The organism is Pradoshia sp. D12 (assembly GCF_008935075.1).
GTDB lineage: Bacteria > Bacillota > Bacilli > Bacillales > Pradoshiaceae > Pradoshia.
The window spans coordinates 427,180-453,102 of the sequence record NZ_CP044545.1 but is presented as its reverse complement, the minus strand read 5'-3'; the positions used below and the strand labels follow the sequence as shown (position 1 = coordinate 453,102).

The window sequence follows — 25,923 nt, the reverse complement described above, 5'->3', positions numbered from 1 at the left end:
CTCATTCATAAACTTGTGTTGTTATTGATTTTTCTCCTCTAACAAAGCAATTCGATTTTCCAATCGTGCAATGTCTTCTTTTGTGGCAAGATCCATTTCTGCCAGACGTTGCTTAACCTTTAAATTAATTTGTTGTTCAAATTCTGTCCGGGCTTCATTACCCTTTTTCACTAGATCTTCCACCATTGATTTAGATTCTGCCTGAGTTACTTCACCCTTTTTCACCAATTCATCCACTAATTTTTCAATTTGTTCCTTGCTTGTTACAGCTGCTCCAATTCCCATAGAAAACGTTTTGTTTATAATGTCCCTAATCATGCTCACTTCTCCTCCTTGAACTTATGATTAATAGAATAAAGCAAAGTTTTTCCCACTATTACCTTTCCACCCCTTAATTAAAACAAACCTATAAATTGTGTATTTTTTTTGAATTAATAAACATCTCTGCTTATAAAAAATAGAAGACCGCCCTGCCGGCAGCCTTCTATTAAAAAATTATTCAGATTCTCTTTCTGTACTAAATACAATTCCACTTTCTTTTCGGGAGTACTCTGTAATTTCCAGTACCCCTCTACTAATCTCAATTAGCTTTTGATAATCTGGCTGTTTATCATGGTTGATAATATCGATAAAGGTATCAATTTCATACACCATATCATTCTCTTTTTGAGGAATTGAAAAGGGTTCGCACACTTTTGTTTCTCTATCAATATACTCAAGCTTTTGAATGGTTCCTGATCCAGGAAAGATAATATTCCCCGTCTCCCCATGAATTTCATTTGACCCATAGGAATTAACTATTTTCGAGCAAACAATTGTACATACAAAATCAGAATACTTGAGGATTAGTGTTCCTCCTCCATCAACGCCACTATCAAGCATAACTGGAGTATAGCTGGTCGAGATAGGTTTTCCGAAAAGGGCGAAGGCCATGGCAAGAGGATAAACACCTAGGTCCACCAAAGCACCACCTGAATAATCAGCTGAGAAAATATTAGGAATCTCCCCCTCCAGTAGTTGATCATATCTGGAAGAGTATTTCATATATTGTAAGTTTATATTACGAATTCTCCCCACTCGTCTAATATTATCCTGCAGTAACTTGAAGTTGGGTGTATGAAGGGTTCTGATGGCTTCAAAAAGATAGACGTTATTCCTTTTAGCGATTTGATATGCCTGATCCAGCTCTGCCACATTAGAGAATAACGGTTTTTCACATATGACATGTTTCCCGTTTTCTAACATTAAAACCGCTTGTTCAAAATGACATGAGTTCGGAGAAGCGATATAGACAATATCGATTTCCTTACATTTAGCTAGTTCCTCCAGCTGATTAAAAACAAGATCGACCTCATGCTTATTCGCAAAACGAGACGCCTTATCCAAATTTCTTGAATAAATCGCCTTTAGATAAAGACCATCGCTTTCTAAAACTGCATCTATAAATTGTTCTGTAATGCTACTAGTACCAATTGTTGCTAGATTCATAAGTAACCTCTCCCTCGCCTACCAAAATAAAAATCATAATTTCAAAAGTGCCATTATATTCTTACTAGTACCCCAATAAAGGAGCATGCTTACCTATAATAAGAATTTTTTATAATTACGAACGCTACATAAATCATATCAAAAAATGAGTGCAGACATTACAATTAGATGCAAAGATTGGTTGTTACTAACTGTTTAATTGGCAATGAAGATGGGATAAGGATTTAAGCAAAAAAAAGAAGGCAAAATTTGCCCCCCCTGTTTTATTAATCCTCATCTTTTGCATCCCAATCTTCAGGAATCAGTTCAGTTAACCATTCCTGGAAAAGCTTTTTATATTCCTGCAGCTGCTCTTGATAATTGGAGAATTGATCATTGTTAATCAAATACTGCTCCCCGTCAAATATAGCCCGGATTTTCTTTTGCTTGATAAGAGTTTCAAGATAGGATTCCGGCAATGATAAGTATTCTGCTGTTTCTTTCACGGAAAGGTACACCAATCATCCCCCTCTTCTCCCGAAAATATTGTTTATTAAGTCTATCATATTTTCTACTGTTCTTCATTCAGTTGAGGATTTAGAGTATACATATCTTTCATATCTGGTACTGTTATCTATTATAGAAATCATTAATTCTATCCAGAATTCAATGTAACCATACACTGTTTTTCTTCAAAAACCTATATTTTAAAATAATATATTTTTTTAATTTATTGATAAATTACACGAACGTAAAGGAACCGTAAAGTTATAGTTAAATATGACTGTTTAGTATTTACTTTCAACTTCTTGTCAATAATAATGATAATCGAAAATATTTTTCTAAAATAATGTTGAGGTGTAAACAGTGGATGTAAGTATTCAAGAAATGCTTTTTCAATTTCTCGGCGGATTGGGTATCTTCCTATTCGGTATCAAATACATGGGGGATGGACTCCAAAAATCCGCAGGTGATCGACTAAGAGATCTATTGGATAAATATACAACCAACCCTATTATGGGGATTCTGGTTGGTATTCTAGTTACAGTTTTAATTCAAAGTAGTTCAGGTACAACAGTTATCACGGTTGGATTGGTAAGTGCCGGATTTATGACACTCCGCCAGGCTATTGGTGTCATCATGGGGGCAAATATCGGTACAACCATTACTGCCTTCATTATCGGTATTGATGTTGGCGAATATGCATTACCAATTATCTTTGTCGGTGCATTTTTATTATTCTTCTTTAAAAACCAAAAGCTGCACAACTTCGGTCAAATCCTATTTGGATTCGGATTATTATTCTATGGCCTAGAGCTTATGAGCAGTGGAATGAAGCCTCTACGTACCTTCGAATGGTTTCATGATCTAACTGTCAGCTTAAGTGATTATTCCATACTCGGTGTTGTAGTAGGAACAGTCTTTACATTATTAGTACAAAGCTCCAGTGCTACAATCGGAATCCTTCAGGGATTATTTGGTGAAGGGCTTATTGACCTGCAAGGTGCCTTACCGGTACTATTCGGAGATAACATCGGAACAACTATCACTGCCCTTCTTGCATCGATTGGTGCATCAGTTGCCGCTAGACGTGCTGCTTGTGTACACATACTTTTCAATGTGTTCGGTACAATCATTTTTATGATTTTGCTCGTTCCATTTACGTCCCTTATTGGCTGGTTCCAACAAACACTTGGACTAAATCCGGAAATGACCATTGCCTTTGCACATGGAACATTCAACATTACAAACACACTGATCATGATTCCATTCATTGGTGTATATGCGTGGATTGTTACTAAACTCATTCCAGGAAAAGATACTGTTATTGAGTATAAACCAGAGCATCTGGATGAACGAATCATCGACCAATCTCCTTCTATTGCACTTGGACAGGCGAAAAAGGAAACTTTGCGAATGGGCGAGTTTGCTATTAAAGGATTGGAAGAAACGTATAACTACCTGTTAACTAATGAAACTGCTTCATTGAATACAGGTAATCAAATTGAAGAGGCTCTTAATAATTTAGATCACAAAATAACAGATTATCTTGTTAAAGTCTCCACAAGTTCACTGTCTGCTAATGAATCTGACGAACATAATATTCTAATGCATACCATTACAGATATCGAACGCATTGGCGATCATTTCGAAAATATTCTGGAATTTGCAGAGTATAAAAATACAAATAAAGCAACATTTACAGATGAGGCCACAGAAGGCATGTCTCAAATGTTCACACTAACTATAGAAGCGGTCAAAGAAGCGATGGCGGCAATAGAGAATCAAGATAAGGAAAGTGCATATAAGGTGCTTGAATTGGAACGTAAAATCGATAAGATGGAGCGCCAATTAAGAAAGCAGCATGTCATCCGCTTAAATAATGGATCCTGCTCTGCACAAGCAAGCCTCGTTTACGTTGATATTTTAAGTAATCTTGAACGTATCGGCGATCATGCCAAAAACATTGCCGAAACGATTATTGGTGAACAAGAATAATCAGGAAGTAGACTCTCCTCGGAGGGTCTATTTTTTTATTCCTTCATTATTTCACTATTATAAAATGCCCTAAACACACTCTCTCCCCATTAACTATTTTAGATTTACACATATTTATCATCCTCAAAAATCCTCCTGTTTTCATTATTTATAAATCAAAATTACAACGGTAACTATTGATGAATGAAATATTTCACTATCAATATAGTGTAAATAGTATTCTTTTTGTTATGAAAGCGCTTTTTTCGAGCAAAAAGTTTTGTGAATTTATACACAAGGAGTATGCTTAAAGTAGAGGATTTATGGTTATATAAATATAACTAATTTAATTTTTCGCTATAACAAACAGAAATGGGGTATTTGCTATGTCAGACACAATGAAACAGCAATCAGAGACACAATCCTCTCCGGTTGCTTCACAAGAAGAATTGTTAAAACAATTATCAAAACCAGAGGTTCAGGAATCATTAGTTACACTATTAAATCAATTACCACAATTAACTGAAGTTGTAATAGCACTGAACAAATCATATGAATTCGCTCAATCCGTCGCTACTGATAAAGTATTAGTAAACGATTTTGCCAGTACAGCGAAGGAATTTGCAGAGCCTGTTACGAAAACAGCCAAACATATAGCTGTCAATGCTATGGAAGCAAAGGAAAGAGCTGAACAAAGCAAAGAAGTGATCAGTGTATTCGGTTTGATGAAAATGCTAAAAGATCCTCAAATCCAAAAGGTTCTTCGTTTTGCCAGCGCTTATCTTCAAGTAAGCAACGAACGTTCTAAATAAAAGCTTATTCATTTATACAAAAAGCACTTATTAAATGATTTTAATAAAATACTAGATTAAAAATATTACAAACAAGGGTGGAACATATCATGGCACAAGAAATTGTTATTTTAGGAGCAGGGTATGGCGGTCTTCTTTCAGCATTATCAGCACGTCAGCATTTAACATCTGAAGAAGCTACTATTACAGTTGTTAACCAATATCCGACACATCAAATCATTACTGAACTGCATCGTTTGGCAGCAGGCAATATTAGCGAAGGCAGAATTGCTATGCCATTAGATCGTTTGTTTAAAGGAAAAGATATTAATCTAATCATCTCTAAAGTTGAATCTATATCAGCAGATGAAAGAAAGGTAACCCTTTCAAGCGGAAAAATCTTAACCTATGATAAATTAGTCGTTGGATTAGGCAGCCAAACTGCTTATTTTGGCATTCCTGGACTTGAAGAAAATAGTATGGTCTTAAAATCAGCAGAGGATGCTAATAAAATTAACAAGCATATCGAAGATCGAATTAAAGAATATGCACAAACTAAAAATCCAGCCGATGCAACCATTGTAATCGGTGGCGGCGGACTAACCGGTGTTGAATTAGTTGGAGAAATTGCAGATACAACCCCTAAAGTAGCTAAAAAATATATGGTTGATCCTTCTGAGCTTAAATTTATCTTAGTTGAAGCAGGTCCAAAAATTTTACCTATGCTTCCTGATCATTTAATTGAACGTTCAATGACAAGCTTAGAGAATCGTGGAGTTCAATTCTTGACTGGACTTCCTGTCACAGGTGTAAACGGAAATGTGATTGAATTAAAAGATGGCCAACAAATTATCGCCAACACATTTGTATGGACTGGCGGTGTACAAGGCCTTCCTGTTATCGGCGAATCTGGTTTAGCAGTAGATCGTAACCGTGCTACTGTTAATGAATATCTACAATCTACTTCACATCCTGATGTTTATATTGCTGGTGACAGTGCAGTTGTCTTCCCTGCTCCTGGTGCGAGACCATACCCGCCAACTGCACAAATGGCTTGGCAAATGGGTGAATTGATTGGTTATAATATTGCGGCATCCATTAAGGGTACTCTTCCTGAAGTATTTGCTCCAGTAAACTCAGGAACATTAGCAAGTCTTGGACGTAAAGATGGCGTAGCCATTATTGGCGGGAACTCAACACCATTAAAAGGCTTACCGGCTACAATGATGAAAGAAGCAAGTAATATCCGTTATCTTTCACACATTAAAGGTTTATTCAGCATAGCCTATTAATAAATGTTAAATCCTGTCCGCTAAACCAGCGGACAGGATTTTTTATTGGCTTTATACACCTCTCTCTTGTCCTATTAACCTTTTCCATGGATAAGTAGCTGGCGGACCAATCAACTACTTGCGGCCAAAGATTATTTCTACAGATTGCCCTCTATCTCTAAAACCTAATGTCAGATAATATTAGAAGTTTCTGATATTTCCCCTTGGTAGGATGACAAAAAGGGTATATGCTTTATATAGACACGTCATCTTAGAAGGGAGCCATATTAGTCATGAACATATTGATTGCTTATGCTTCAAAAAGCGGAACTACAGAAACATGCGTACATATCCTTGAACAAGACTTTAATGGGCATGCAAAATTAGTTGATCTTACGCACACTGATCCTTCGCTGGATGCCTATGATACTGTTTTGATTGGCGGTCCCATCCGTTATGGGAAACTTCATTCGTCGGTTAAAAAATTCGTAAAAAACCATCTTAAAGATTTTAAACAGAAAGAGGTCGGTCTATTTATTTGCTGCGCTGATGTCGGAAATGCTGAAAAATACTTTCAAACCAACTTTCCAGATGAGTTACTTGAGCAAGCAACAGCAATTGACTGCTTCGGTGGAGAAATTCGTTCTCACGCATTGGGAATTTTCGAGAAATTCATTGCCAAAATAGCATTAAAATCGTACCCGGCAGACCAACAGCCTTCTATTCTTAAAGATAATATTCATATATTTGCAGATCGAGTGGAAGCTACCTGACTATAATAAAAAGCCTTGAACCTGTTTAGAACACACGTTCAAGGCTTTTACTTTGTTTATTTCAGTACACCATATTTAATAAAATGAAATTGACGCTCCATGTCTTTTCTTTTTTGGCTTACAGTCGAAAGATCATTTAACGCCAGGATAATTTGATTGAATGTGATAGTTCTCAATATCTCAATAACTTGAAACAATTCCTCTTTTATTTCAACCTTTAGTAAATGAGTGTCAGTAACTAGATTCAGAAACTTCTCTTGTTTCTCTTCCATTTCACGTACATCCGTAAAGCTCATTAAATGTTCAGCTAGCTTACTATCCGTCCGCGTAAATACATTGACCAAAAACTTGGAATGAGCAGGATCCATCGCTTTCTTAGTTATATAATCAAATAGCAGAAAGTGAATTGAAAAGAGGTTTACCCCGGCGTTAATCTTGCTGTTAATCTGATCCAAGAGGTCACTTTTATATTCATTTAATAAATACAGAAACAGATCTTCTTTATTTTCAAAGTAACGATAGAAGCTTCCCCGAGGAATTTGCGCTTCTTTAATAATTCGATTAATTGATGCATCATAGAAGGAATATTGGCTAAATTCCTCCTTAGCAGCCTGAATAATCCTGATTCTCTTTTCCGCTGGTAAATTCACAAATGTTTGACTCGGCATATACTTTCCTACTCTCTGCGTAAAGAGTCAACTGGATCCAATTTAGCCGCTTTATTGGCGGGCATAAGTCCAGAAAGCATGCTAATAATGATGCTAGCAGCAACACCGAAAACAAGATATGCTGGGGTTATTTGTACAATTTCAAAATCAATTAATTTAGTTGAAAGGCTATTAGCTACAAAGGTTAATAAAGAGGCTGCCAGAACACCGATAATTCCACTCGATAATCCAATCAGGAATGCTTCAGATACAAAAATTCTTCTAATATCCATGCGTCTTGCACCAATCGCTTTTAGGACCCCGATTTCCTTCGTACGCTCAACAACACTAATATGGAGAACAACCAAAATCATGATTGCTGAAACAAAAAGTGAAATGCCTGAAATCCCGGTTAATACATATGTCAAAACATCCAGCATTTCGTTCATCATAGCTGTCATTGTTTCTTGCGATGAACCATTGTAGCCCATATCCTTGATTTTTGCTTTTATATCTTCCGTAAACTCTTCATTATCTGCAACTAAATAGATACTTGTAGGATCCAATGTCTGACCGTTATCCTCTGCAAGCTGTACCAGATCCTCATAATTGGCATAGATTAAATCCATCGCTGCAAATTGACTGCCTAATGAAATAATTCCACTAACCGTATAGGTTTTTTCATATAACTGTTCATTAAGCATTAGCGTTACGTTAACATCTTTACCGATCATATCTCCGCCTAATTTTTCAGCGGTACCCTCCGCAAGGAGAATTTCTTGTTTTCCAGGTAAAGTGCCTTCCTTAATACTCGTATCTGTTATGTTAGATGAAATGGTTGTAATCATCATCAAATCAACCTTTTTGTCTCCATATTTAACCGCATTGGAGCCAAATGAGATGAGATTAAATCCCTTTTCCACTGAAGAAACATGCTCGATTTCGGATAATTTCTCGATATCCTTTTCCTCAAATGGTGTCTGTTCTCCCATCATCGATAGCATCATTGCCTGATTTTCATCCACTGATGGCGGAAGTTCCTCTTCCTCAGAAGGCATATTAACTTCTACGACAAGCGGATTCACCATACTGTTCATAGAGTCATTCATATAGGTCTTCACACCATTTCCTAATGAAAGGAAAAAGATGACACTCATGATTCCTATGCTTGCTCCTAATGAAACCCAAACATTTCTACCAAGCTTCTCTTTCATATTCAGAAATGCAAGTTTCACGGCCGCCACAAAGCTAAGGTTTTCACCAACCTTCTTTTCCACTTGATTGGATTGAGGTTCCATTTGTTCTAGAGGTTCTCCTCTGTCATCACGGATAATTTTCCCATCTGCAATTTGGATTACCCTTGAGGAATGGTTCGCTACTCGCTCAGAGTGAGTAACCATAATAACCAGCTTACCTTGCTTAGCAATATCTTTTATGATCGCCAATACTTGTTCCGTTGTTTCAGAATCAAGTGCTCCGGTTGGTTCATCGGCAATGATGATTTCAGGATCATTAATTAATGCACGCGCAATCGCAACCCTTTGCTTTTGACCGCCGGATAATTGATTTGGCTTTTTATAAATATGATTTTTCAAACCAACCTGAGTTAGAATCTCCTCCGCTCTTTTAATGCGTTCCTCTTTCCCTACATTCGATAAAGTCATCGCAATCGTGACATTATCGAGGACAGACAAATGCGGAATCAGATTAAAGCTTTGAAAAATAAAGCCTATTTTATTTTTTCGATATTCATCCATTTCTTTTTCATTAAACTCACCAATATTCTTCCCTTCAAACTGAACGGAACCGGTAAAATCAGAATCCAACCCGCCAATCAGATTCATTAGAGTGGATTTACCACTTCCTGATTCACCAATGATGGAGACCAATTCTCCCTTCTCAAAGGAAACATTAACATCTTTAAGAGCAGGGAAGTATTGACCATCTGCAATCGGGTATTGTTTGTTCACATGATGCAACTCAAGTACTTTCATATACGTTTGATGACACCCTTTACTTATTAGTCTCTTGATGTAATTAGTCTGGTCAGTTTCATGACAGTTTATCAAGTAAGACTACTATAAGTGACAACCTGTCACCTGTCAATTAATTATATTAAAATAATATTTATTAACTGAATATATTTTATTTAAAGTGATTATGTGAAATTTTGTTATTTAAATATATATTTTCTTATTCAAAAGAAAAGCAGCTTGTCCCTCTAAATCAGAGAAACAAGCTGCCTAATTGTAATCAATTATTTAATATTTATTAGAATGCTGAAGTCCAACCACCATCAACTACTAAAACTGTACCATTTACAAAGCTGGAATCCTCAGAAGCAAGGAATAAGGCAGCTGCTGCAATTTCTTCCGGCTGTCCCACTTTAGGAATCGCAGCTTGTGCTAATCTAGAACGTCCCATTCCAAATTCATTAACTTTTCCCATCGATGCAGAAATATTGGTCTCAACCGCACCTGGTGCGATTGCATTACAGCGAATGCCTTCTTTTGCATACATAAAGGCTGTGTTCTTAGTAAGACCAACCACCGCATGCTTGGAAGCACCATAGGCTGCACCTGCATGAGCACCGTTTAATCCACCAGTAGAAGCAATATTTATAATTATGCCTTGGCCTTTTTCCTGGAATAATGGAACGACCTTACGCATGGAACGCATAACACCTTTTGTATTTACATCAAAAATTAAATCCCATCTTTCATCTTGTATATCCGCAACAGGTTCGAAACCATCCATAATGCCTGCATTGTTAACAAGTATATCTAATGTACCAAATTCACTAACAGCTGTATCAATCATTCCCTCGATATCTTCAAGCTTTGCAACGTTCACTTGCAATGCTTTCGCTGTACCACCATTGTTTGTAATCCCTTCGACTACATTTTCGGCACCCTCAAGGTTAAGATCTGTTACAAGGACTTTAGCTCCTTCTTTTGCATAAAGCTCTGCAATCGCTTTCCCCATTCCGGATGCTGCACCTGTTACAACCGCTACTTTTCCCTCTAATTTCATTTTGAACTACCTCCTCATTAAAGTATAGGCTCTGTTTATCCATACGGATTTTAAAATTTATACTTGGATTTGTCTGTGACACTTCGTATTAATCCAGCATAAAAGCGAGACATACCCAATGTCCTCAGATCCATTTCAAGTAAAACCTGCTTAGCCAACATAACGGACTTTAACATAGCCTAATTTTGCCTAGACATAAAAGAAAGTAAGTTTACCCGAAAAAAATGATATTCTTGCTTCAGGAATATTTTAACTTATATTTAAATTTAAATAAAACTAAAACACCTAACCTACTAGATCAAAAGTTGGACACAATGTGACAATTAGTAGTTAAAGAGAAAAAAGAGTGAAAGTATATTAATTAAACTTCCATCCCCCACTTTTTCTGTTCAGCTTCCTTCATCTGTTTTTCTGTTTGCTCTGGATAAACTGTACGGAATTTATGGTGTTCTGCCGGGATAATTTCTATCATTTTTTCAATCATATCCTCTGGATCCATTTGATTTTTCAATCCCTCTTCCATTGCTTTCATATCTTCTTTACGGGTAAAGTGTTCTTCCTCATTAAACCATTTCCATTTTTCTTCTACAGCCCGATCGTTGAAACCCGTATCAAATGAACCCGGGTTAATAGTCGCCACCTGTATGCCAAACTCTTTTAATTCATCCTTTAATGTCAAAGCCATTGCTTCAATGGCATGCTTGGTCGCTGCGTATGGACCTGCATAAGGAGTTGTCATAATGCCTGCCATTGAACTTAAGAAAACAATTTTGCCCATACCTTTGTTAACCAGCTTTCTTGCAGCGATTTGAGCTGTCTCAAGCGTGGCAAAAACGTTCACTTCAAAGATAGCGCGGAACCGTTCCATTGGTATTTCAGCGAGCGGTCCACCTTCATTAATCGCGGCATTCGCCACAAAAATATCAAAATCATATTTATCAATTTCTCTTAAATCAATAGGATTGGTAATATCGAGCTTAAAAACTTCCATATTTATTCCCAAGTCTCTCGTTTCCCGCATAAGCGCTGTTTTCTGAGATGTCGTCTCAGTCGTCGCTATGACATGATGACCTTTTTTCGCCAGACCAATAGCCGATCCTTTGCCGAGTCCGCTCCCTGCTCCAGTAATAAAAATTGTTTTTTCCATTTTATATTTCCTCCTTTCCCCTTCTATCACTTCTTTTTTCTTCTTCCCGATGGCAATTAGCATAAACATTCATCCATTGGCTGAAAATTATTACTTGAGATCTGCTATATTGGTAAACCATGTATTAATTTTAAAAATATTTCATTAAATATTCGTAAAATTCATAGAACAATAGAACGAAATTGGGCAGGACCACATGATTAAAAAATTTAAATCTAGTAAAATAAGAAGAGCTCGTTTACGACTACATTTAGAAGTAAATAGAATAAGGAAGTACATAAATTATTAAGGAGAAGTGAATACATGATCAAAAAGGGGATTGCAATCATAATCGCACTGTTCGTGATTCTTTCAGGTCTTCCCGTGGAAAATAACGTTCAAGCTGCATCATCCAAATATGTAACGGCCAGTACACTAAATGTACGAAGTGGTCCAGGAACTACATACAAAGTTGTTACAACTGTTAAAAAGAATACCTCAGTCAAAGTAGCTCAAACGAAAGGCTCATGGGAAAAAGTAACGGTTGGAAGCAAGACTGGCTGGGTTTCCAGCAAATATTTAACATCTAAAAAACCTGTTGCAGAAGTAACTTCTAAAACGATGTATGTCACAGCAAGTACATTAAATATTCGCAGTGGAGCCGGAACTAAGTACAAAGTAGTTACAACTGTTAAAAAGAACAGCTCAGTTAAAGTAACTCAAACGAAAGGCTCTTGGAGCAAAGTAATCATTGGCAGCAAAACCGGTTGGGCTTCCAGTAACTATTTAACTTCCAAAAAGCCCGCAGCTCCGAAAAATTTAGCTGAAGGCTTAAAGACAGTCGAAAGCAACAAGCAACTCATTCTCGTTACTTCAAGTGGATATAATACATCGAAAGCTGAAATCCGCACATTCGAGAGGAACTCTAAAGGAAAATGGGTACCTGTATTAATAACCAAAGGTTATATTGGGAAGTATGGATTTGCAAAGGAAAAGGACATGAAAGAAAGTGGCAAGAGGTCTCCGATTGGGAAGTATACAATCGGTACAGCTTTTGGCCGAAAAGCAAATCCCGGAACAAAGCTGAATTATCGTAAAATCACAGCGGATGACGTATGGGTTGATGATCCGAAATCGAAACTATACAACACTTGGCAGTCCAAAAAGAAAACCAAGGGTCAATGGAAAAGTGCAGAAAATATGAATATATCAGCCTACACATATGGGTTTGTAATCAACTACAATACGAAGCGAACACCTTATAAGGGAAGCGCAATCTTCTTCCACATTGGCAACAGCTATACTTTAGGCTGCACCGCAACATCTGAAGCAAACGTGAAAAAGATTTTGAAATGGTTAGACCCTAAAAAGAAACCAGTCATTATTCAGACTCCAATTAATGAACTTAATACGTACTAATAAAACAACCCTGCATTGGTAAGTCTAGTGCAGGGTTGTTTCTACTGTTCATAAAATAAAGATAGGGCAACCCGCTTAGTATAGTGAGTTGCCCTTATTTATAATTAAGCTATGCTTAGTTACAGATCATTTCTTTTGTACAAAGTCCCAGTGTTTCTGTAGTTGATTGATTAATTTCTTTGAAAAGATCAGGATTTTCCATTAAAGATAGACCATAAGATGGAATCATTTCTTTTATTTTAGGTTCCCACTCCTTCATATTTTGAGGGAAACATTTATCCAATACTTTAAGCATAACGTGAACAGCAGTAGAGGCTCCAGGAGAGGCTCCGAGCAATGCAGCAACCGAACCATCTTCAGCACTGACCACTTCTGTACCAAATTGAAGTGTTCCCTTTCCTTTTTCTGTATCTTTGATTACTTGCACACGTTGGCCTGCCACAACTGTATGCCAATCTTCGCTGTTGGCGTTTGGAATAAATTCACGTAATTCCTCCATACGCTTCTCATTCGATAGCATGACTTGCTGAACCAAATATTTAGTCAATGCCATTTCTTTAACTCCCGCCGCCAGCATCGTAATAACATTATTCGGTTTTACGGACCCAAATAAATCAAAGTTGGAACCAGTTTTTAAGAACTTGGGCGAAAAACCGGCAAATGGCCCAAATAATAACGTTTTCTTATTATCGATATATCGTGTGTCTAAATGAGGAACAGACATTGGTGGTGCACCAACCTTAGCCTTTCCGTATACTTTTGCATAATGCTTTTCAGCGATTTCCGGATTGTTACAAACCATAAACAGTCCGCTTACAGGGAAACCTCCGATATGCTTGGACTCCGGAATGCCTGTTTTTTGAAGTAAAGGGAGACTTCCGCCTCCTCCACCGATAAAGACGAAATGTGCCGTATGGTACTCAAGTTTACCATCTTCTAAATCATGCACCTTCACCTGCCATAGACCATCAGTGGTACGTTTAATATCTTCTACACTATGACTATAATTGACTTCTACACCGCTACTATGTAAATGTTCAAACAGCATACGTGTTAACGCACCGAAGTTAACATCGGTTCCTGAATCAATTTTTGTGGCTGCAATCGGTTCATCCGTTGAGCGTCCCTCCATTATAAGAGGAATCCATTCTTCTAGTTTCTCTGGATTCTCTGTAAATTCCATTCCTTCAAACAAAGGATTTTTAGAAAGCGCTTTAAAACGCTTTTTCAAAAAAGTTATATTATCCTCTCCCTGCACTAAACTTATATGAGGAATTGGCATGATAAAATCCTGTGGATTTTGAATCAAATTGCTGTTAACCAAATATGACCAAAACTGCTTCGATTGCTGAAACTGCTCATTAATATTGATAGCCTTGCTAATATCTAAAGATCCATCAGCTTTTTCAGATGTATAGTTAAGCTCACACAGTGCAGAATGACCCGTCCCTGCATTATTCCATTCATTTGAGCTTTCTTCCCCTGCACTTGCAAGTTTTTCAAATACTTTGATGTTCCATTCAGGTGCTAACTCTTTAAGTATTGCCCCCAATGTCGCGCTCATAATCCCGGCACCAATTAAGATAACGTCTGTTTTCTTCTGCATGTTGCTCATTATAACCATCCTCATCCCCTAATTTGTAAAAAAGAGCAAGCTCTCCTGTTTAAACAAAGCAAAAAGAAAGGCTCTACTTAAGAAACCCTTTCATCTCATTTTTTACCATATCTCATACCATTATAATGATTCTTCGACTAAAATTTCTACTATTTACAGATAATTATAAACTATTTGTCGTTTTTAATGAAGATGGAAGCTTTTATTTAAAGAGAGGCAGACAAAACACCTTATACCCTTATTCAGATTGGTTAAGGGTTTTGCCTCTTATAATGAAATCAGCTTCTTGTGTCCTGCCTAGGAAATCTATTTTCTTGAAGTTTTAACAATCTGTCCCTTAATTCCGGATCATGTGCATATATGTACAGGCCATGTATGCCCCTCTTCATCAGTATGTTAAGTGAATTTAAAATAATTCTTTCCATAATTTCTTCACTGTTTTTATACTCATTCCTTCCCCTAAAGGCCTCTGTATCCTTATAGTTTTCAGGAATGATTTTTAACATATCTGTTTCCTTATCATAGCCGATTGATGGACCTAGAATAACCCCAACATAATTTAAGTCAAAGCCCTGAATTGTATAAATGGATCCTACTTCCTTTATGGTATTTGCTTCTTCTGCCCATGTATGATTTCCATAATCATTATTCCATGGAAGTTTAAAACCATCCTCTTCCACATAATAGGTTTGTCCATCTTTCTTATGTATATAATCGAAGGTGGACACAATTCTCGCCAAACCAAATTTGTTATTCTGCTCTTGGATTACTTTATACATTTCTGCTGCCGATTCGAAAATCCGAAAATCATATGCGTCTTCAATCGGCATCGGTGTAATTTTCTTTTCCACAAAATAATTAATCCAATTGACCATATTATCGGAGGCACGCATTCGAAATTGATTTGTCAGTACATAATTCCCTGTATTACAGCTCTTTGTGATTGAGTATAGCTTTTCTTCGTCCCAGTAACTTTTCATTTTCAAGACTTGCTTGTCATCATAGACGATAATGGCTACCTTGCTATGTCTAATGATCTCTTCCAATTGATTTTCTTCATTGAAATTATTGTAACTATCAGGTTTTGTTAACAATAAATGAGCTTCATCTACTAGAACGATATCAGCCTTTTTCCCCAATTTCTTTCGCTTGTTGATAAATGTTGTCGGCTTTTCAAAATTCTTTTTAGAAAGTACTTTAACATTTCCAGCTATTTTTCTATAGGTCTTTAACATCTCAGAATGATTAACTAATAAATAGTTTTCAGTTTTGGATAAATCGTTATCTTTTTCCTTGGCGAGCTCTTGTATTTTATTAAAAACCGAACTTAAGACAACACTCTTTCCGACACCCGCTTCCCCTTTAATAAGAAAAACAAACGGTTTTTCATCCTTTATATGTTCTTTGCATACCTTAAAGGGGGATAACTTAAAGATATCTTTATTTTCAATTGCTTGTGCTGAATGATCGACAATTTTTCTTTTTAAAAGTTCAGTCCAAATTTCATCAAAAATTTGTTCGTCATAGTATTGTTTTTCATAATAATTATGCATTACATTCTTTGCAGTTTGACTCTTGTTCTGCAGCTTATAACGCTCATCCGCCAAGAAATAATTGATTAGCTTCGTTTCTATATTATATGTAGCAGAACGATTAAATTTATTATGGATAATTAAGGACATCTTACTTAATGATTTTCGTTCATTATTATTCAGATGGTCCCTCATCCGATTTTTGACTGCCACTGTTTCGCCTATATAGACCGTAGTTTCATTGTTCAGAAAATACACGACAGGATAATCAATATAATACCCGCTCAGGCGATTTATTGATGCCTTGTTAAAAGGCAGTGTCTGTATTTTTACTGTACTTGTACTCATACCGCACCTCCACATCACACATGATTGTAAGCTGAATATGATTCATAATATGACTATTTCTTTGCCGGAGCCGGGTATTTTATGGCGTTCTTCTTCAGTTTCTTGAGTGCTTCCTCTTCCAGATTGATATCCAATTTATCCGCTAACTGCAAGAGATAGATAAATACATCGGCCATTTCTTCTTTTATATTGTCTATTGAATCAGCCGCTGCCTCTTCGCTATCTCTCCACTGGAAATTCTCCAATAATTCATTCGCTTCCAATGAAATCGAAATCGCTAAATCTTTCTCATTATGATATTGTCCCCAATTCCGCTCATCCCTGAACTCTAAAACCTTTTGTATGACTTCTTTCATTTTTTATTACCACCTAGTCTTTTATTCGATATATTCTACTTTACCATTTTTAATATAAAATATATAAAAACATTATCCAGTAGAGTTTTCGGTTAAGAACTAGTTAGAAATAGAGTAAATACACTATTGAAAGGAAGGCTTTGTTGATTCGCTATTGATTTCTAAGCCTGCCCTTCACTTTCCTTAATTTACTAACTTTACAATTATCCACTGCTTTTATCCGCCTAATTTATTCATCATAGGAAATTGATTGTTTTAAACAAATGCGCAGTAAAGTTAACAAGATACTGGTTTCTCCTATTTATTGCATAAGGAAAAGACCCTATATTACGAAAAAAAGCTCTATGAAAAAATTTAGGGCCAGTAGAATATCTTTTACTTTTTTTGATTCAGGTATCTTTACTTACTTCCCATAAATAATCTTCGCCAGACCGTAGTGACTTATATTTTCAATCAGATTGGCAATCTCTGAGGGAGACTCCTTGTAATCATTTTGAATCCATTCATTCAGGATACCTATTGTCCCAGCAGTTATGAACGTTGATAGATACCCCACTTGTGTTTGCGGTACATTTTTCCCGTAACGATTCCACTTTTCTATACATTTCATATGGGCAATATCTAACACATCATCAAGAAAGTCTTTTCCGTTCTTCAAAGTAAAGAGAATTCTGCTCAGTTCCTTATTTCTTAGAATCACCTCAAGAATTTCACTTGTAAATCCCGAGATCGTGTAGTCGTCCTTTGAAATGGAGATAGCTGCCTTCAGTTCATCCACATATTGACTCTTTAGCTTCTCCATCAAATCATATACATCCTCATAGTACCGATAAAAGGTAGCCCGATTGATTTCAGACTTTGCACATAGCTCGGTTACGGTAATTTTATTGATTGGCTTTTGTTCTAACAATTCAATAAATGTGTCTTTAATTACTTTTTTGGTATATCTTATTCTGCGATCTTCCATCCATTCTGACTCCTATTCTTAAACAAATCGTCCCATTCTGTTTAATAACTTTCATTCTGATTAAAATTGATGATTGATGCTTCCGGGGCAACATTATACAATGATAACAAATTTTATACAACACAGTGTTTAATAACTAACGGAGGTTTTCATGAAGAATATATCAATTATTACCGATGGAAGTTGCGATATCCCAGCAGAGGTAATCGAAAAATATGGAATAAAATTAATTCCTCTTCATTTTCAGTTTGAGGATCAAATAGAGTACGGTTCCGAACGTAAAATGGAAATTACGGAGTTTTATAATAGATTAGCAAATGGCGAGGTTGCCAAGACCAGTGCCAGCTCTCCTTCAGCCGCAATTCAAGTATTAAAAGAAGAATTGGAAAAAGGAAATGATATCATTTGTGTAACTCTTTCCAGCGCATTAAGCTGCACGTTTAATAATATTAGATTGGCAAGTCTGGAATTACTAGATTCATATCCGGAAAGTCGCATCGCCGTAATCGATTCCTTGACCGGTTCTATGGCTATGGGTATGTTAGTGGTTAAAGCTTGCATGATGAGAGATGAGAAGTATTCCTACGACCAAATTGTTGAATATCTGGAAGAAAACAAACAATCCTTCCACGTGGAATTTTACGTGAATGACTTACAATACTTAGCCAGAGGTGGCAGACTAAATCCGGCTATTGCGAAGATTGGTGGACTAATCGGAATCAAGCCAATCCTTTCTGTTACAGATAATGGAGTCATTGAATCTGTCTGCAAAGCTCGAAAAACATCCGGTGCAACCAAGCAAATCAAAGAAAGATTCCTAGCTTCAAATGTTGAGAGAGAAATGATTTGTATTTTACACTCTAATAATCTTGATCATGCATTATCCTTAAAAGCTGATCTTGAATTAGAACAATCCTTCGCGCAAGTATTCATCACCGAAATCGGCCCATCCATTGGCAGCCATACCGGTCCAGGGTGTCTAGGACTTGCTTATATAAAACAATAAATGAGAATAGAAAGGATATCTCCGACTGGGCGACAGGAGATTATCACCTAACTAAACTCAATGAGCCAATTAGAGTATCAGACATTGATATTATTGCCTCAATAAGAGACGAAAAGAGATTGGGACAAAAGGTCTCCAGCATCTATAAAAGCCGAACTATTATATAATGCAGTGTTAACATCAATTATTAATAATAGTTCGGCTTTTTCTATTTAGATTAATAAAAATCAAATACATCATTCGGTTTTAGACATAGTAAATTTAGTTATGTCCCAGCCTCTTTTTAATGTAGAAATTTCCTACTCTAGATCGCTAATAGTTTATATATGCACATAAAAAATCCCTTAAACTCATCGTCTAAGGGAGCAAATAAATATAAACTAACCTTCCTTCAAGTCATCTGGATGAATTAATAGATTCCCACCGCATCAAAACCAGATTGTACGGCCGCCTCTTCCTCGCTGCCTTCACCATACAAATCAATAGCAGACTGCACAATTGCGTTCCGAGCATCGCTAAAATTGGAATTAGAGGTTAAATAAACCGTTAAAGCTCGATAGTAGATTTTCCCCAATTTTTCTCTTCCAAGTTCTTGACCGATCAGGTATGCAGCATGGTTTGTAATAGATGAATTAACATGGACACCACCGCCATCTACGGAAGTCGGCATATGATAAAACTCATCCATATGGTCTGGATAGACACCACCATTTGTGCTATATTCTCTTCTTTGCTCGTTGCTGACGATTACACTGTTAGGATTACTTAAACTGCGCAATACCGTCACCCCTTCAGCTTTGGCAGCTGGTGCCATAATATCCTCTCCCATTTCCCAGTCACCATCATCAACTAGTACACCAAACACGTCAGCAAAAGACTCGTTTAGTGCTCCTGATTGATTCCGGTAAACCAGATTAGCTGAGTGAGAAATTACACCATGGGTCATTTCATGAGCAGCTACATCAAGACCTGCTGCCAGAGAAATCATAAACTCTCCATCTCCATCACCGTAGGTCATCCAACGTCCGTTCCAGGAAGCATTATTATAATTGGTACCATAGTGGACTTTAGATATAATTGCCATTCCCTCTCCATCTAGAGAATTACGGCCATGCTTGTTTAGAAAATACTCGTATACTTTTTCGGAATTATAGTGCGCATCGACAGCAGCACGATCGTAGTCTTTGATAAATGAAGCTGAATTCCCTACATAAAGCGTATCATTACTGGAAGTGTTATCGTTTTTGGCATCGTATGTTTCAATTCCACCAAGGTTAGCATGAGCATAATCCGCTAAAGAAAACTTAGTACCAGAATTCGCTTCCTTTACACGGGTAATGTGTAATTCTCTGCGTTCTCCATGCACACCGATTCCTGTACCTTTTTGTGTTTTTCTTTCAGCGGCATGCATGATGGCATTATACTGATCAATTATCTCACCCGTTTGTGCATCTACAAAGACAAACCAGTTTCCAGGTTCCACACCCATAAAGTTAACATTTACTTTATAGACTGTATGGTTTTCTCCTTTAAAAGGATAGACAACCAATTCAGTAGTAGGTTCATATGTCAGCTCTTCAGGGGCTTTAACAGAGGATAAGGCTTCTTTTACTGCTCTTTCACTGCTTAAAGAGACAGCTGTATTCACTTTTGATTCACTAAGTGTCTGATTCATCCTACCATTAACGGATTCAACTTCATTATCCTTATTAAAATGAACGATAATGTCTGAACCTTCAACATTTACTCCATTTACCGTCTGATTAAAGCGGATATGCGTCATGCCCAGTTCATCCTTTTGTACATCTTTCACCTTCAAGTTTTTCTCCGGATTACTGATTCCAGTCTTTCCTTGACTATTCTTCAAATAATTCAAAGCATTGGAAGGGGTACTAGAAGAGTATTTTTCAGCAGACCGCTCCTTCACGAATAAAGGAACGCTAGCCCTCTCATTCCACTCCTTACTAACTGCTTTCGAATTAACTGGCTGTGCAATTACACTTCCGGCCGGAATCGAGCCTACTAATATAGCGGATGTTAAAAGTACTGGTACTATCAATTTTTTCTTCAATGTATTCCCTCCACTAAACCCTATTTTATTCATTATAAATCGGAGGAAGAATAATATCATGAATAATTTGAATTATTAAAATATTTAAATCGATAGATAGTTAATCCTACAATACTAGAAGCAGCAATAGATTATTCTAAAGGAAAAACCCTTAGACATGCGGAAAACACGCAGTTCCAAGGGTTATTTTAAGATTAGGATTACTTCATAACATACCATACAGATTTGAAATCCGTTCTACTATAGAGAAGTAGCAACAATTTTCTCATTCGATTGCTTCTTACTTTTCGTCCATCCCATTAAGCTCTTCAAATTTATCGATCAATGCACGCGCTTCATCTGAGGACTTCGTATTCATCAACTCATTTCTTAATTCACCAGCCCCATGGAATCCACGGACATAGATTTTAAAGAAACGATGAAGATGTGTATACTTGCGAGCTACTACTTCTAAATATTTATCATGGAGATCTAAATGCAGCCTCAAGAGATCCAGCAATTCCTTACTGCTATGTTCCTTTGGCTCATGCTCAAAGGCAAATGGATTTTTGAAAATACCACGCCCAATCATAATCCCATCTACACCGTATTGTTCAGCCAGTTTCAATCCCATTTCACGGTCAAGGATATCTCCATTGATCGTTAAAAGTGTATCGGGTGCGACCTGATCACGAAGTTTCTTAATCTCCGGAATAAGCTCCCAATGAGCATCTACTTTACTCATTTCATCTCTTGTACGCAAATGAATAGAAAGATTAGCAATGTCTTGCTTCAATATATGTGTCAGCCAATCACGCCATTCGTCTATATCCGCGAAACCAAGCCGCGTCTTCACACTTACCGGCAATCCCCCAGCTTTAGCTGCTTGTATTAAATCGGCTGCAACTTCGGGACGGCAGATCAGACCACTTCCCTTCCCATTGTCAGCTACATTAGGTACGGGACATCCCATATTGATATCTATGCCTTTAAACCCTAACTCCGCCATACCAATACTCATTTTTCGGAAGTTTTCAGGCCTGTCACCCCAAATATGGGCTACCAACGGTTGTTCATCCTCTGTATAGGCTAAACGTCCACGCACACTCTCTTTTCCCTGAGGGTGACAATAGCTTTCCGAATTTGTAAACTCTGTAAAAAACACATCAGGTCTCCCAGCTTCACTCACGACATGACGAAAAACAACATCCGTCACATCTTCCATTGGTGCCAGTACAAAAAAAGGTCGTGGTAGATCACGCCAAAAATTTTCTTTCATATTCAAATTCCAATCCTCTCATTAAATGGGATATCATATAAAAATCTATCCCAAAACTAAACAGAAATAATCTTCTTTTACACTTATAGCATGCTTGGGCACTTTTTATCAAACTATAGAAATTTTGAACATATTATCCCTTATTATGAACAAAAAGTACAAAGAAAACCAGGAAAATTAGGTCCAGTCTGGTCAATGGTAAAGTACATCATCCATGTTCATATTCATTACTTACTTATTTCCAAATTATTTTACTAAGATATTGAATTGCTAATCTGAATAATTCCTAGTAAGAGAACCAATATATTAATGGAATGGAACAGAAGAAATCAAATAGACGATATTTCACTTGATTGTCTTCCTCATCAGTCTTAGCTTATAGATGTTATAATTATTTTTATATAATATATCCCTAACTATAAGAGGAAAAGAAATGAAGGAGGGAAACTCAATGACGGAAAAGAGGATAGATTCATCTAAGGTTAAAAAGATACCTGAAGTCGAAAAGGCAGATGAAGAGTGTACACTATATACGCCAAATACGTGGTTCGGAAATGCCATCCTGCATCGAGCAATTCTCTTTGCAACGAAAGCACATCAAGGACAGACTCGTAAAGGAACCGATATTCCGTATATTTCTCATCCATTCGAGGTTGCCCAGATTCTAACCTCTGCCGGCTGTAATACTGCGCTGATTATTGCAGGCCTGCTACATGACGTTCTGGAAGATACAGACGAGACTTCTGATGCAATTGAAAACGAGTTTGGTCCTTTAGTTTTATCCCTTATTCAGTCAAACAGCGAGGACAAGTCACGCAGCTGGGAAGAGCGAAAGCAGCATACCATCGACTACATGACAGAGTCAGCTAGCTTTGAAGAGCTCTTACTTGCCTGCGCGGACAAACTATCCAATCTCCGCAGTATTAAAGCAGACTATATTGAATGCGGAGACGAACTATGGACCAGGTTCAACCGTGGAAAAGAGCAGCAGAGCTGGTATTACAGTAGGCTAATTGATGCATTTGCACCCCTGCATGAATATGATATGTATTGGGAAATTTCCAATCTGTATACGGATATTTTCGTAACCTATTATCGTGAATTTAACGAAGGTGCAGAAATTATTTATCAGACCAATGGTCAGGAGACTTACTTCTACCATGAGGACAATTGCCAATGGATACCCATTATGCTCGATGAGTGGGAAAAAATTCAACCGACACTGACTGCCATTTCGAAAAGAGAAGCTCTTGAGATGGAAAATAGACTTCGTGAAGACTATCCGTCTCCGATGTGCTTGCTACGTCATCAACGCGATCCGAATATGATAGTCTTATACGCCAAAAAGCTACTGCGTGAAGGTCATAGTCCTAGACTATTCGCTGATCTGTGGAATAATATGGGCGGCGGAATTCCAGCCCATACTTTGCGCGCAATAGAATGTGCATTTCTGGCTCTCTACGAGCAAAAAGATCAATAAGATATGTGAGGCTGGTTAGCATCACATACAACTGTGTTTTCCTAAAAAAGTGGACAGCCCTCAATACCATGCATAGTGTGCCGTATTGGGGGCTGTCTCTATCATTTAATTTTATTTTATTTTATTTTAAATTCTTAATGCCAGTTTCTAATATTTCCATTTGCAGCAGTGTCTGTTCATCTGTAATAGTTTTATCTTTACCATTCATAATGGCTTCATATAAATCATCATACACTAACCCATAATCACCATTGATGGATTTCACTTTTTCTTCATGGATGGTACCTTCTTCATCAACATATGTCAGTACACCATAATGTTCTAGCGTATCTACTCCAAAATCCTTGTTATCCGGCATGTAAAATAATTTTAGGTGTTCTTCCTGGCGGTCCTTCGTTGCTTTCACAAAGCATCCCTTTTTACCGTAAACTACAAAGCTAGGCCTTTCTTTAATTCTAAAATAACTGGATTTTACAGTAACCTTCAATTCAGCATAATATAGATCTAAATCAAAATAATCATTCATTTTGCCTTGCCCCAATAATTGCCTAACATCATAGTGGATGTGATCCGGCTTGCCGAAATAGCTGATAACCTGATCCAATGTATGGCATGCATGTCCATATAAAAATGACATAGCAGGATCGAAAGTAGTAGTGGATTCTGGTACTTCGGGGCGGAAATAGTCAAAATGCATTTCTACTTCCAGCAGTTCTCCTAGCTTCCCTTCTTCGATAACCTTTTGAACAGTTAAAAAATCACTATCAAAGCGTCTGTTTTGGTAAGCTTGAACAATTAGTCCCTTCTCACGCGCGATTGCAAATATTTCTTTTGCCTGCTCGGAGGTTTCCATAAAAGGCTTCTCAACTAAACAATGTTTATTATGTTCTAATACCAATTTGGCGTATTCATAATGACTGTCATGTTTTGTACAAACTACAATGAGTTGTATATCTTTATCATTTAACAGTTGATCTAAGTCAGATGTATAAGTGACCCCTGGAATCCGATCCCAGCTTTCATGTTTAGGATTCCTTTGATAAATTGTCTTTACCTTTATATTCTTTCTTTGCAGGACGAACGGTAAATGGTATCTGTTCGTGCTTTTCCCATTTCCAATATAGCCAATTGTAAGCATGGCAGCCTCCTAAAATATAAATTTATACTTTTTCTTCTATTAAGCAATAGTTTAATTCAAAATGGTTTCCATTGATATGTATATAGTAGTAATGATCAAGTTTCTGGCGGTATATAAAGAGCACCCCCTGAAAATGATTCGCTCAATTTCAGGAGGTGCTTCCCTATTTGTTTAACAGTCTTATAATCTATCTTTGTATAAGTCTGAACAAGCTTTATAAATTTATTTTTACATGATGCCTAATACATGGAAGACAACACCAACGACGAACAATCCAAGGATCATTACGATTGGTGATACTTTCTTCCTAAGCAGCCACATACAAAGAAGTGTTAATAGCAATCCAGATAAGCCTGGGATTAAACTATCTAAATTTTGTTGTAGAGTTGTTACTTTAACATCACTTAATGATAGACCAGCAGCTTGTTGTTCCAACGCTGTTTTAATTCCCTCTGCTCCTGCAGGTAACTTATCCCAATCAATATAGGCACCTTCATCAAGCTGAACGGTAGATACAGTTGGCGTAAACTTAACAGAAACCCAACGGTTAACTAATGCACCAAGGATAAACATCCCGAGTATCGATGCACCTTTAGTAATATCTCGAAGTAACCCGCCAGATAAGTCATCTGTAATTTTAGATCCTGCTTTGTAACCAAATTCCTGTGTATACCAAGTGAATCCCATACGAATAAGATTCCATAAAACGAAGTAAAGAATCGGTCCAAGTATATTACCAGTCATGGCAAGAGAAGCTGCTAACGCACCAAGGATTGGCTTAACCGTGAACCAGAAAACTGGATCTCCGATACCCGCTAAAGGTCCCATCATACCAACTTTAACACCTTGAATAGCTACGTCATCAACCGGTGCACCATTTGCACGTTCTTCCTCAAGCGCTAAAGTTACCCCGAGTATAGGTGAAGCTACATATGGATGAGTGTTAAAGAACTCTAAGTGACGTTTTAGTGCAGCAGAGCGGTCTTCTTTTGTTTTATATAATCTTTTAATAGCTGGAATCATTGCATACGCCCAACCACCGTTTTGCATTCGTTCATAGTTCCAAGAACCTTGAATGAAGGTTGAACGCCACCAAACAGAAATACGATCTTTTTTCGATAATCTCAATTCTTTTTCCACTTTCTGT

The 25,923-nt window shown here is 37.1% G+C and carries 22 protein-coding genes; 7 read left to right on the top strand and 15 right to left on the bottom strand.

Annotated features, from left to right (window positions below; genetic code table 11):
- Positions 1 to 21: 21 nt before the first annotated feature.
- From F7984_RS02275 to F7984_RS02265, 3 genes are all read right to left on the bottom strand, one after another.
- Positions 22 to 318 carry a phasin family protein gene (locus tag F7984_RS02275; protein WP_225983642.1) on the bottom strand — a complete coding sequence of 99 codons (297 nt, stop codon included), beginning with the start codon at positions 316 to 318 and terminating at the stop codon, positions 22 to 24.
- Positions 319 to 495: 177 nt separating this feature from the next.
- The gene (locus F7984_RS02270; protein WP_066108319.1) at positions 496 to 1,488 is read right to left on the bottom strand and encodes a Gfo/Idh/MocA family protein; all 993 of its coding nucleotides are present in this window, start codon (positions 1,486 to 1,488) and stop codon (positions 496 to 498) included.
- 266 nt (positions 1,489 to 1,754) lie between these two features.
- Entirely contained in the window at positions 1,755 to 1,985 is a 231-nt protein-coding gene (locus F7984_RS02265) for an excisionase family DNA-binding protein (protein ID WP_140462151.1), read from the bottom strand.
- A gap of 349 nt (positions 1,986 to 2,334) precedes the next feature.
- Between F7984_RS02265 and F7984_RS02260 the strand changes: the two genes are divergently transcribed.
- From F7984_RS02260 to F7984_RS02245, 4 genes are all read left to right on the top strand, one after another.
- Positions 2,335 to 3,966 carry a Na/Pi cotransporter family protein gene (locus F7984_RS02260; protein ID WP_175354313.1) on the top strand — a complete coding sequence of 544 codons (1,632 nt, stop codon included), beginning with the start codon at positions 2,335 to 2,337 and terminating at the stop codon, positions 3,964 to 3,966.
- 365 nt (positions 3,967 to 4,331) lie between these two features.
- Positions 4,332 to 4,757 carry a DUF1641 domain-containing protein gene (locus F7984_RS02255; RefSeq protein ID WP_140462150.1) on the top strand — a complete coding sequence of 142 codons (426 nt, stop codon included), beginning with the start codon at positions 4,332 to 4,334 and terminating at the stop codon, positions 4,755 to 4,757.
- A gap of 89 nt (positions 4,758 to 4,846) precedes the next feature.
- The gene (locus F7984_RS02250; protein WP_140462149.1) at positions 4,847 to 6,028 is read left to right on the top strand and encodes an NAD(P)/FAD-dependent oxidoreductase; all 1,182 of its coding nucleotides are present in this window, start codon (positions 4,847 to 4,849) and stop codon (positions 6,026 to 6,028) included.
- A gap of 272 nt (positions 6,029 to 6,300) precedes the next feature.
- A complete protein-coding gene (locus F7984_RS02245; protein ID WP_066108330.1) occupies positions 6,301 to 6,780 on the top strand; it encodes a flavodoxin domain-containing protein in 480 nt (159 codons plus the stop codon).
- Positions 6,781 to 6,836: 56 nt separating this feature from the next.
- Here F7984_RS02245 and F7984_RS02240 read toward each other — a convergent pair whose 3' ends face one another.
- The 4 genes from F7984_RS02240 to F7984_RS02225 form a co-directional block, all read right to left on the bottom strand.
- Positions 6,837 to 7,448, bottom strand: coding sequence for a TetR/AcrR family transcriptional regulator (locus tag F7984_RS02240; RefSeq protein ID WP_066108333.1), 612 nt, complete (start codon positions 7,446 to 7,448; stop codon positions 6,837 to 6,839).
- An 8-nt stretch (positions 7,449 to 7,456) separates the two neighbouring features.
- Complete coding sequence (locus F7984_RS02235; RefSeq protein ID WP_139892738.1) at positions 7,457 to 9,421, bottom strand: ABC transporter ATP-binding protein/permease; 1,965 nt, start codon at positions 9,419 to 9,421, stop codon at positions 7,457 to 7,459.
- 277 nt (positions 9,422 to 9,698) lie between these two features.
- Positions 9,699 to 10,460, bottom strand: a complete 762-nt coding sequence (locus F7984_RS02230; protein WP_066108337.1) for an SDR family oxidoreductase — start codon at positions 10,458 to 10,460, stop codon at positions 9,699 to 9,701.
- A 361-nt stretch (positions 10,461 to 10,821) separates the two neighbouring features.
- Positions 10,822 to 11,607 (bottom strand): SDR family oxidoreductase, encoded by a 786-nt coding sequence (locus tag F7984_RS02225; RefSeq protein WP_139892739.1) that lies wholly within the window; start codon positions 11,605 to 11,607, stop codon positions 10,822 to 10,824.
- Positions 11,608 to 11,910: 303 nt separating this feature from the next.
- Between F7984_RS02225 and F7984_RS02220 the strand changes: the two genes are divergently transcribed.
- Entirely contained in the window at positions 11,911 to 13,005 is a 1,095-nt protein-coding gene (locus F7984_RS02220; protein WP_066108340.1) for an SH3 domain-containing protein, read from the top strand.
- Between the two features lie 115 nt (positions 13,006 to 13,120).
- Here F7984_RS02220 and F7984_RS02215 read toward each other — a convergent pair whose 3' ends face one another.
- The 4 genes from F7984_RS02215 to F7984_RS02200 form a co-directional block, all read right to left on the bottom strand.
- Entirely contained in the window at positions 13,121 to 14,620 is a 1,500-nt protein-coding gene (locus tag F7984_RS02215; protein WP_140462148.1) for a malate:quinone oxidoreductase, read from the bottom strand.
- A gap of 278 nt (positions 14,621 to 14,898) precedes the next feature.
- Positions 14,899 to 16,500 (bottom strand): DUF2075 domain-containing protein, encoded by a 1,602-nt coding sequence (locus F7984_RS02210; RefSeq protein WP_140462147.1) that lies wholly within the window; start codon positions 16,498 to 16,500, stop codon positions 14,899 to 14,901.
- 53 nt (positions 16,501 to 16,553) lie between these two features.
- A complete protein-coding gene (locus tag F7984_RS02205) occupies positions 16,554 to 16,856 on the bottom strand; it encodes a nucleotide pyrophosphohydrolase (protein ID WP_066108347.1) in 303 nt (100 codons plus the stop codon).
- Between the two features lie 403 nt (positions 16,857 to 17,259).
- The gene (locus F7984_RS02200) at positions 17,260 to 17,823 is read right to left on the bottom strand and encodes a TetR/AcrR family transcriptional regulator (protein ID WP_140462146.1); all 564 of its coding nucleotides are present in this window, start codon (positions 17,821 to 17,823) and stop codon (positions 17,260 to 17,262) included.
- A 151-nt stretch (positions 17,824 to 17,974) separates the two neighbouring features.
- Between F7984_RS02200 and F7984_RS02195 the strand changes: the two genes are divergently transcribed.
- Positions 17,975 to 18,829: a DegV family protein gene (locus F7984_RS02195; protein ID WP_140462145.1), complete on the top strand. Its 855-nt coding sequence runs from the start codon at positions 17,975 to 17,977 to the stop codon at positions 18,827 to 18,829.
- Between the two features lie 409 nt (positions 18,830 to 19,238).
- Here F7984_RS02195 and F7984_RS02190 read toward each other — a convergent pair whose 3' ends face one another.
- Together F7984_RS02190 and F7984_RS02185 are read right to left on the bottom strand one after the other, a co-directional pair.
- Entirely contained in the window at positions 19,239 to 20,900 is a 1,662-nt protein-coding gene (locus F7984_RS02190) for a M4 family metallopeptidase (protein WP_140462144.1), read from the bottom strand.
- Positions 20,901 to 21,180: 280 nt separating this feature from the next.
- The gene (locus F7984_RS02185) at positions 21,181 to 22,158 is read right to left on the bottom strand and encodes a tRNA dihydrouridine synthase (RefSeq protein ID WP_066108600.1); all 978 of its coding nucleotides are present in this window, start codon (positions 22,156 to 22,158) and stop codon (positions 21,181 to 21,183) included.
- 451 nt (positions 22,159 to 22,609) lie between these two features.
- Here F7984_RS02185 and F7984_RS02180 point away from each other — a divergent pair, with 451 nt between their 5' ends.
- Positions 22,610 to 23,638, top strand: a complete 1,029-nt coding sequence (locus F7984_RS02180) for an HD domain-containing protein (RefSeq protein ID WP_066108359.1) — start codon at positions 22,610 to 22,612, stop codon at positions 23,636 to 23,638.
- Between the two features lie 121 nt (positions 23,639 to 23,759).
- Here F7984_RS02180 and F7984_RS02175 read toward each other — a convergent pair whose 3' ends face one another.
- Together F7984_RS02175 and F7984_RS02170 are read right to left on the bottom strand one after the other, a co-directional pair.
- The gene (locus tag F7984_RS02175) at positions 23,760 to 24,776 is read right to left on the bottom strand and encodes an oxidoreductase (protein WP_066108362.1); all 1,017 of its coding nucleotides are present in this window, start codon (positions 24,774 to 24,776) and stop codon (positions 23,760 to 23,762) included.
- A 228-nt stretch (positions 24,777 to 25,004) separates the two neighbouring features.
- A complete protein-coding gene (locus tag F7984_RS02170; RefSeq protein ID WP_140462143.1) occupies positions 25,005 to 25,916 on the bottom strand; it encodes a PTS system mannose/fructose/sorbose family transporter subunit IID in 912 nt (303 codons plus the stop codon).
- Between the last annotated feature and the right edge of the window lie 7 nt (positions 25,917 to 25,923).